Annotated in this window: 5 protein-coding genes; 4 read left to right on the top strand and 1 reads right to left on the bottom strand. The window is 44.2% G+C overall.

The window, feature by feature from the left end; translation table 11 throughout:
* The first annotated feature begins 137 nt into the window (after positions 1 to 137).
* Together uvrC and uvrB are read left to right on the top strand one after the other, a co-directional pair.
* On the top strand, positions 138 to 1,697 hold the full coding sequence (gene uvrC / locus A9239_RS09880) for an excinuclease ABC subunit UvrC (RefSeq protein WP_048116687.1): 1,560 nt from the start codon (positions 138 to 140) through the stop codon (positions 1,695 to 1,697).
* Positions 1,698 to 1,834: 137 nt separating this feature from the next.
* Positions 1,835 to 3,847 (top strand): excinuclease ABC subunit UvrB, encoded by a 2,013-nt coding sequence (gene uvrB / locus A9239_RS09875; protein WP_048155785.1) that lies wholly within the window; start codon positions 1,835 to 1,837, stop codon positions 3,845 to 3,847.
* Between the two features lie 40 nt (positions 3,848 to 3,887).
* Here uvrB and A9239_RS20445 read toward each other — a convergent pair whose 3' ends face one another.
* Entirely contained in the window at positions 3,888 to 4,034 is a 147-nt protein-coding gene (locus A9239_RS20445) for a hypothetical protein (protein WP_230668860.1), read from the bottom strand.
* 1,042 nt (positions 4,035 to 5,076) lie between these two features.
* On the opposite strand from A9239_RS20445, the gene A9239_RS09870 reads away from it, so the two are divergent.
* Together A9239_RS09870 and A9239_RS09865 are read left to right on the top strand one after the other, a co-directional pair.
* Positions 5,077 to 7,395: a nitrogenase component 1 gene (locus A9239_RS09870; protein ID WP_048155788.1), complete on the top strand. Its 2,319-nt coding sequence runs from the start codon at positions 5,077 to 5,079 to the stop codon at positions 7,393 to 7,395.
* On the top strand, positions 7,392 to 8,687 hold the full coding sequence (locus tag A9239_RS09865) for a nitrogenase component 1 (protein WP_048116679.1): 1,296 nt from the start codon (positions 7,392 to 7,394) through the stop codon (positions 8,685 to 8,687). The genes A9239_RS09870 and A9239_RS09865 overlap by 4 nt, the downstream gene beginning before the upstream one ends.
* Positions 8,688 to 8,864 lie beyond the last annotated feature (177 nt).

Below are 8,864 nucleotides of genomic sequence, written 5' to 3'. Positions count from 1 at the left end.
CTAAACTGACTAAACAGACTAAAATGACTAAACTGACTAAACTTACTAAACTGACTAAACTGACTAAACCGATGAAACTGATTAAACTGATTTAAGCTCCCTTTAAAAACTGAAAAACTTGAAAAAGAGGTTTAAAAATGATTGACCTGGAGGCTCTACCTCACCTACCTGGCTGTTATCTTTTCAAGAATGAAGAAGGGACTGTGATTTACGTAGGCAAGGCAAAGGACCTCAAAAAGCGGGTAAGCAGCTATTTCCAGAAACGAGACCATGATCCAAAAACTGCGAGCCTTATAGAGGCTGTAACGGACCTCGATTTTATTGTCACGAACACTGAAGTAGAGGCTTTTCTTCTGGAAAATACTCTTATCAAAAAACATTGGCCAAGGTATAATATTGCTCTTAAGGACTCAAAAAGGTATGCCTGCATTCATTTAACTGATGAAAAGTTTCCAAGGATCAAGCTCGCCCGGAAAAAAGCAGATGGTGGAAGCTTTTTTGGGCCCTTTGTCTCGGCAAAGGAAAGAGACTACATTTTTGAAGTTGTAAGAAAGACTTTCCAGCTTCGGACCTGTAAAAAGATGCCGAAACGGGCCTGCCTCAGATACCATATAGCGGCATGCAGCGGGCCCTGCATAGGTGCAATTTCCGCAGAAGACTATGCCGAGAAAGTGAAGAAAGCGGCCTCGGTCCTGAAAGGCAATATCAGAGAGCTTATCGAGTCTATGGAAAAAGAAATGAGGGAGCTGGCATCGAGGCAGCAGTTCGAGCAGGCCATGGTTCTCAGGGACGAGATTGCAGCCCTTGAGTATCTTCAGGAAAAACAAAATATGGAGAGGCAGAAAAAGCATAATGAGGATATTCTGAACTACATTGTCAGGGATGATACCGTTTATCTCATGCTCTTCAAGGTCTACAAAGGTACACTTGAAGATAAACAGGACTATGTTTTTGCCTTTGGGGAAAATTTTCTGGAAGAATTTCTTGTACAATATTATTCCGAGAACGAACCTCCTGAAGAACTAATTCTTCCTGAACCTCTCGAAGAATCGCTTGTTGACTTCCTTTCTCACGTCAAAGGAACAAAAGTCAAAGTTACGGTTCCGAAACAGGGAGAGAAAAAGGAACTTCTCGCCCTTGCCCTGAAAAATGTTGAGATAGGTTTCTTTGGAGACCGGAAAAAGCTCGAAGCCCTGCAGAGTAAACTATCCCTTCCGAAACTTCCGAATGTCATAGAATGTTTTGATATCTCTCATCTCTCAGGCACGGCTACGGTCGGTTCAATGGTTCAGTTCCGTGGGGGCAGACCTGATAAACACAATTATCGCCGCTTCAAGATCGAGAGTGTTGAAGGGATCGATGACTTTGCTTCCATTGCAGAGGTTGTACGCAGGCGTTATTCTCGCTTGCTCGAGGACAAGCATGACCTACCTGACCTTATCATTATAGACGGGGGAAAAGGACAGCTTTCTTCAGCTTTTCAGGAACTCAGAAAGCTCAAAATCAGGGTTCCTCTTATTTCGATAGCCAAGCGGGAAGAAGAAATCTATGTGCCCGGAATCAAGTCTCCTCTTCCCATCAAAAAAAACGAGAAAGCCTCTCTTTTTGTCCAGGAAATCCGGGACGAAGCTCACAGGTTTGCAATTACCTATAACCGCCTGCTAAGGCAAAAATCTATGATTCCTAAAAATGACTGATTCCAAAAAATCTATGATTCCTAAAAAGGATTGATTCCAAAAAATCCCAGATTCCTGAAAATCATTAATTAGTTATTACTACTGTTGGTAATATGTGTCCGTCATTTAAATTTCCAGAATTTTAAGGTTTTGATTCTATGAAATCTTCAGATAAGACATCCCAAGCTGTATCTAAAAAAGCCATTGACACAATACGAGATACCCGATATTGGGACAGCCCGCAGTTCAAGCTGGTTTCCGATTTCGAACCCAAGGGTTCCCAGCCGCAAGCAATCGAAAAACTTGTGGATGGGCTTGAAAATGGGGAGCAGTACCAGACCCTGCTTGGGGTAACAGGATCAGGGAAGACCTATACTGTTGCAAATGTCATAAACCAGGTCAGGAAACCGACGATTGTTATTGCTCATAACAAAACCCTTGCTGCCCAGCTTTATAATGAATTCAAGGAGTTCTTCCCTGAAAACAGGGTTGAGTATTTTGTTTCCTATTACGATTACTATCAACCTGAGTCCTATCTTCCTGCCAGGGACCAGTATATTGAAAAGGATGCCCAGATTAACCCCAAAATCGAGCAGATGCGACTTGCAACTACTGCTTCCCTGATGTCTCGTCAGGACGTTATTGTAGTGGCATCCGTATCCTGTATTTACGGGCTTGGCAATCCTGAGAATTTCCAGAAAATGGGGTTTGAATTAAAGTTAGGAGATAAGGTCCGGAGAAAAGAAATCCTGCAAAAGCTCGTTGAAATCCAGTTCGAACGGAACGACCTTGAGCTCATGCCAGGGCGCTTCAGGGTAAAAGGAGATACTATTGATATTATTCCCGGATATTTTGATGATATTATCCGGATTGAGCTTTTCGGAGATGAGGTCGACCGGATTTCCGAGGTAAACAAACAGACCGGTCAGCGAACGGAAGAGATGGACTATTTCTTTGTTTATCCTGCCAGGCACTATGTAATTCCTGAGGAGGAACAGAAAAGTGCAATTCAGTCCATCCTCGAAGAACTCGAAGAACACCTTCCTGAACTCGGGCTTCTCGAATCTCACAGGTTGAAACAGCGCACGATTTATGATATGGAAATGATTCAGGAAACCGGCACCTGTAAAGGCATTGAAAACTATTCTCGGCATTTTGACCACAGACAGCTAGGAGAACAGCCCTTCTGCCTGCTTGACTATTTCCCTGAGGATTTCCTGATGGTAATCGATGAGAGCCACCAGACCATCCCGCAGCTTCATGGAATGTACAACGGGGACCGCTCAAGGAAGAAGAGTCTTGTCGATTATGGGTTCAGGCTTCCCAGTGCTTACGATAACAGGCCTCTTAAGTTCGATGAATTCGAGAAGTACATGAAAAACGTGATTTTTGTCTCGGCAACGCCTTCAGATTATGAAAGAGAGCACTCAGCCCAGATCGTGGAACAGATTATCCGGCCAACAGGACTTGTTGACCCTGAGGTGGAAATTCGTCCTCTCGAAGGTCAGGTCAAAGATGTCATGCAGGAGATTCGGAAAATTGTGGAAAGGGGAGACCGTGCTCTTGTAACCACTCTGACAAAGAAACTTGCGGAAGAACTTACCGAGTACCTTGCAAGGAACGAAATAAAAGCTCGTTACCTGCACTCGGATATTAAAACGATAGAAAGAACTGAGATTATCCGCGAACTCCGCCTTGGAAAATTTGATGTCCTTGTAGGGATAAACCTGCTCAGAGAGGGGCTTGATATTCCGGAAGTGGGCTTCATTGGCATACTGGATGCGGATAAGGAAGGATTCCTGAGGGACTCAAAAAGCCTGATCCAGATCATAGGCCGTGCAGCCCGGAATGCCAGCTCGAAAGTTGTCCTGTATGCCGATAACATGACGGATTCCATCAAAAAAGCTGTTCGTGAGACTGAACGCCGCCGTTCCATGCAGATCGCCTACAATAAGGAACACGGCATCGTCCCGACAACTATCAGGAAACCAATTCGGGAAAAGGTCGTGGATATTACCGACACCAAACACATCCCGAAGACCGAGATTCCCAATATGATTATCGAACTGGAAACCGAAATGAGGGAAGCTGCTGACAGGCTGGACTTCGAAAGGGCAATTCAGGTAAGGGAAATGATAAAGAAGCTGGAAAAAGAGATCAAAGTAGCTTGAGATGAAAGTCACTTGAGGTAAAAAGAGCTTGAGAGAAAAATTATCGGAGAGGAGGCAGTCCGATAACTATCACTGATTTTGCTTCAGGATATATGGATTGAGGATAGAATTCCTCAGGCATCCATGGTAAAAAAGGAGGATTGCTCCATCTCTCAATACTGGCAACTCCAACCATGGGTATGTCCATACTTTCGCATTTATGCAAGAGGGCTTTTTTCAGATCTTCAGTCGTAGATTCATCCCCTCTTTATAATTCATTATTGCTACAGGGAGATAGCTTTGTCTAATCATTTGAACATTTCTACTCATTAACATATCGGAATTTTCCAAAAAGAGAAACCGGCCTTAATTAATTTGGACATACTTCTATCGCTTTTTAGTTCCTCTATATTACCGGCTCAGATGCCAGCAGACAAGACAACATATTGAGTGGTTTTGTAGGAAAATTACTGTATTTTGTTTGGCTTGACCTCTGTATTTTTCTGACCTGTTTTCTCGCATGAATTAACTGCATTTTAGCCTGATTGCAAAATAAAGTAGCCAAGTATCTTGTCTGTGTGCATACTCTCAAGTGGAGGAGGCCACCGAAGTCAGGCAAGAAAAATATTGGCTTTTCTTGGAAATGGGTAGAAAAATAACCTTAAGTCAAAAATATAACCTAAAATTTATTATACTTCGGTTATAATACGTTAGATAACTTAGATATGTTCAGTAAAACAGGAAAAACAATTAATTCTCTTTTCTCGGGTTTTGCCGGAAAGTTATATTTTTACACCAACAATGCTAAAGATGTATTTTAACAGTTGAAGACAAATCCATATAGAGTTTTGCAGTTTCACGATGGCTTCTTGGATAAATAAAGCTTAATGGTGAAGTCAAGTTCACTAATGATATGTTGTATCCTGAAATAATTTCGCAAATTCAAAACCATTTGAAAGTTCAATACACGATACAACAGCAGACGGCGCAAAAAGTTAAACGTTAAGTAAGTTTCAATTCCATATTGGTATTGTGAAATAATCAAAAGTTAAGTAAGTTTCAATTCCATTTTGGTATTGTGAAATAATCATGTAAAATAAAACAAATTCGAAGTTGAAGAAGTTGGAGTAAAAAAGTGAGTCAGCTGTATACGATATATAGTTGAAATAAAAAAAATAAAAAAGTATAATAATTTAGGGATAAACCAGAAGATTACCCTTTTAAGTTAGCAAGTAACAGGAGGAAAAAACATAATCCAGATTGCTCTCTATGGGAAGGGGGGCATAGGCAAGTCCACGGTTGCTGCAAACCTCTCGGCTGCCCTTGCCGTTTTGAAAAAGCGGGTCCTTCAGGTTGGCTGCGACCCAAAACACGATTCCACCCGTCTGCTCCTTGGAGGGGCTGACATTCCCACAGTATTGGACTATATGCGTGAAACTCCTCAAGAAGCACAGAAGCTTGAAGATCTGGTCTTTGAAGGCTACGGAGGTACTGCCTGTGTGGAAGCCGGGGGGCCGAAACCAGGAATCGGATGTGCAGGTAGAGGGATACTGAGCAGTTTTGAGGTCTTAAAACGTGTGGGACTCAGGGCTTCTTCCTTTGACGTCGTACTTTATGATGTGCTTGGGGATGTTGTCTGCGGGGGGTTTGCGGTTCCCCTAAGAAAAGAATATGCCGATGCTGTTTTTCTGGTAACTTCAGGGGAATACATGGCCTTGTACGCTGCTAACAATATCCTCAGAGGAATCCGAAATTTTGAGGATTCAGTTCCCAGGGTTGCAGGTATTATCTTCAACAGACGAGGGCTTTTTGAGGAGGAGGAAAGGGTCTTTGCCTTTGCCCGGGCAACAGGTTTGCCTGTGCTGGCTTCTATTCCAAGGGATGAAGTATTTTCTCAGGCTGAAAAAGTAGGGAAAACTCTGGCTGAAGCTTTTCCTTCCTCTGCTCCTGCAGGTATTTTCAGAGAGCTGGCATTGTATGTGAAAAACATGGAAAAGGACCGAAGCCTGCTGCATCCTGCCAACCCTCTCGGTGACATTGAGCTTGAGGCTCTGGTGCTGGGAAGGCGGGAACGGCCCTGTATAAAGCCATTTGGAACAGGTTCTGTATCCAGAAAAAGATCCTGTGCTGAACCTGTTTCTCTTAGCCAAGAAAATAGGCCTTTCGCAGAAATCCATATGGAGATACCAGAAACAAGTTTCGAGAAAATCTGTCCGGGGATTCCAGAAGCGCAGTCTGCAGAAATTTCCTCCAGAACTCCAACAGAAGTATCCACATCATCCCAAGAAAAACAACTCTCCAGACCTCTCCTTTGCGGCTGTGCTTTTTCAGGGGCTGTGACTGCTACTTTTCAGGTTAACGATGCCGCCACGGTCCTACACGGGCCTAGGAGTTGCACCTATATCACGGCCGATGCCCTTACACGCTCGTTTTTATTAGGGGATGGAAGGAATATCTCAGATAAGGAAAAGCAGGTCCCTGGCCTCCTGCCGACAGATATGAAGGAAGAGGACATTATTTTTGGGGGACTCGAAAAACTTGAGAATAGAATAGAGGAAGCCCTTTTAGCTGGCTGGCAAACGGTCTTTGTGGTGAGCACCTGTCCAGGAGGAATCATAGGAGACAATATAAGGGAAGCAGCATCAAGAGCCAAAGTTCGTTTTCCTGGAGCCAGGGTCATTCCTATCCCTGTGGAAGGCGTCATTACGGGAGACTTTTCAGCCGGTATGCTCGAGGGCAGCAAACGCGTTGCTGATCTGATCGACCCCTCCGTAAGGCCCGAAAAAGGCCTGGTTAACATAATAGGAGAAAGGAATTTTTCCCCTCAAGAAGAAAAAAACTTCTGTATTGTTGAGAAATTGCTTCAAAGACTGGGATACAGGGTCAACTGCAGGTTTTTAAAAGAGACAGATACCCTTTCCCTTCGCTCTTTTAAAAAAGCGGAGCTCAACCTGTTAGCCTGTACCGACCCTGATACCCAGGCCATCCAGGAATACCTCTCCAAGCGTTTCAGGCTTGAGTTTTTTGAGCTTCCATTTCCTGTGGGTTTCCGGGAAAGTTCCATTTGGGTAAAAGCTCTGGCAGCACGCTTGCTTCCCGGAAAGGATGTCTCTTCCCTGCTGCAAGAACAGGAAAAAGTGTACAAAGCAGGGATCGGGAAATATGCTCCCCATCTATCGGGAAAGCGTGTACTCTTGGTGAGTTACACCGAAGATATCAGCTGGGTTCTGGACACAATCAGAGACCTGGGAATGGAAATCCTCAAGGTTGGTTTTTCAGTCTCGACTTTCAGGAAGGAACGTCCGGACCTCCTGTCCAATGAAGGATTCCCTGTGGAGAGAAATTATACGGATGAAATGAGGGCTAAGGATGTCAGGGATCTCAGGCCGGACCTTGTTCTTTCGAGTTATGTCCCTTCGGTTCCTGAAGGTGGAGTGCATTATGATACCATACCCATCTCCCCACAGGTTGGGTTCCTGAGCGGGCTTGAACTTGCAAAACGCTGGAGTACGCTTTTGAGGCTGCCAGTTGTGGAGGGATGGAAATATGACGGAGGCGATGAAAGTTGATATTTTCCCCAGACGCTTTTACGGGCTCTATCCTGACTGTGGAGGGAATCAGGGACGCAGCTGTGATTCTAAACGGTCCTACAGGGTGCAAGTTATACCATAGTTTCCTTTCGGACAGGCAGTTCCCCAGAGAAAGTTCCCATGACCCCCTGGCATTCCAGGACGAGTTCTATTTCGGACAGCCCAGGGTCCCTTGTACCTGCCTGGACGGAGAAGATTTCATCCAGGGCTCCCTTGAAAAATTTGAAAGGGCACTTGCAGCAGTGGCAGCAAAAGAAAAAGGTTTGCTTGTAGTGATTAATTCCCCGGGAGCAAGCCTTGTTGGAGATGACCTGGAGAACGTAATTAAAAAGGCAGGGCTGCAGACTCGATGTTTTGTTGTGGAAAAGACGGGTTTTTCGCTTCCCGCAGATCAGGGCTTTGAAAATACTACTCTTACCTTGCTGGAACATCTGAAATTCCGTTCCCTTTTTCGACCTCTCAATCGCCCGGAGTTTACTAAAAAAGTGAATTTGATAGGACTTTCCCTTCTCCACAAACACTGGGAAGGCTCGGTTGCAGAAATGAAGCGGCTCCTGTCTTTCTTAGGCCTGGAAGTGGGAGCTATTTTACTTGCCGGAACTTCCCTCGACGAAATTCGGGAATCAAACAACGCAGCCTGTAATATTGTCCTTTTCCCCGAATACGGCAGAAGGGTTGCTGAGTGGTATCGGAAAAACTTCGGAACTCCTGCCGTGTTTTCTCCTCTTGGGGCTCCATTGGGTTTTGATGCGAATGAAAGCCTGTTGAGAGAAGTTGCAGCTGTCCTAAATATCGACCCTGCACCTGCACTTGCGGAAGTACGGAAAGCCAGGCAGACTAGTTATCAACAGATTTCACGTTTCCATTCATTCTCAGGGCTTCCCAAAGGAGCCAGTTTTTCAATCCAAGCCGAAAGCTCTCTTGTCTTTCCTCTTACACACTGGCTTTACTCCTACCTGGGCATGGCCCCTTATGCAGTAAAACTGCTTCCCGGAAGCGACCCTGAAATAGCAAGATCTCTTAAGTCATTTCTGACGGAAAAGGGCTTTTGCGAAGCCTGGGATAGGGACCTTTCGCTTGAATCGGTTGATATTGCCTTTGCTGACAGTTTTACCCTTCAGCTTTTAAAAGCAAAGGGATGCTGCAAAGCAGGTATCGAAATTTCCCTCCCGGACAGAGGGTACATCCACTTTATCCCGAAAACATATCTGGGAGTTTCGGGTGCCCTTTTCCTTCTAGAAGAAATCATTAACGGGCTGCGTTCCACATGAACATACTAATTTTGAAGGACAAAAATTTCCATCACAAAAAATGGAATTTATCTTTTTTAATACGCAGTTTTTATCGCAAGATCTATGCATAAATATAAAGCGAATTTTACAGAAGATTTAAAACGCTGCAAAATTCTTTCAAGAATAATATCATTGGAAAGAAAAAAATTGCAAAGA

Source organism: Methanosarcina sp. A14 (assembly GCF_001729375.1).
Classification (GTDB): Archaea; Halobacteriota; Methanosarcinia; order Methanosarcinales; family Methanosarcinaceae; genus Methanosarcina; species Methanosarcina barkeri.
Note: the sequence above shows the minus strand (reverse complement) of the source record. Positions and strands in the feature narration are given on the sequence as shown.

What these genes read in the sequence shown, in the direction of transcription:
- uvrC (WP_048116687.1), top strand. Translation starts at nt 138, where the DNA reads ATGATTGACCTGGAGGCTCTACCTCACCTACCTGGCTGTTATCTTTTC.
- uvrB (WP_048155785.1), top strand. Translation starts at nt 1,835, where the DNA reads ATGAAATCTTCAGATAAGACATCCCAAGCTGTATCTAAAAAAGCCATT.
- A9239_RS20445 (WP_230668860.1), bottom strand. Translation starts at nt 4,034, where the DNA reads ATGGACATACCCATGGTTGGAGTTGCCAGTATTGAGAGATGGAGCAAT.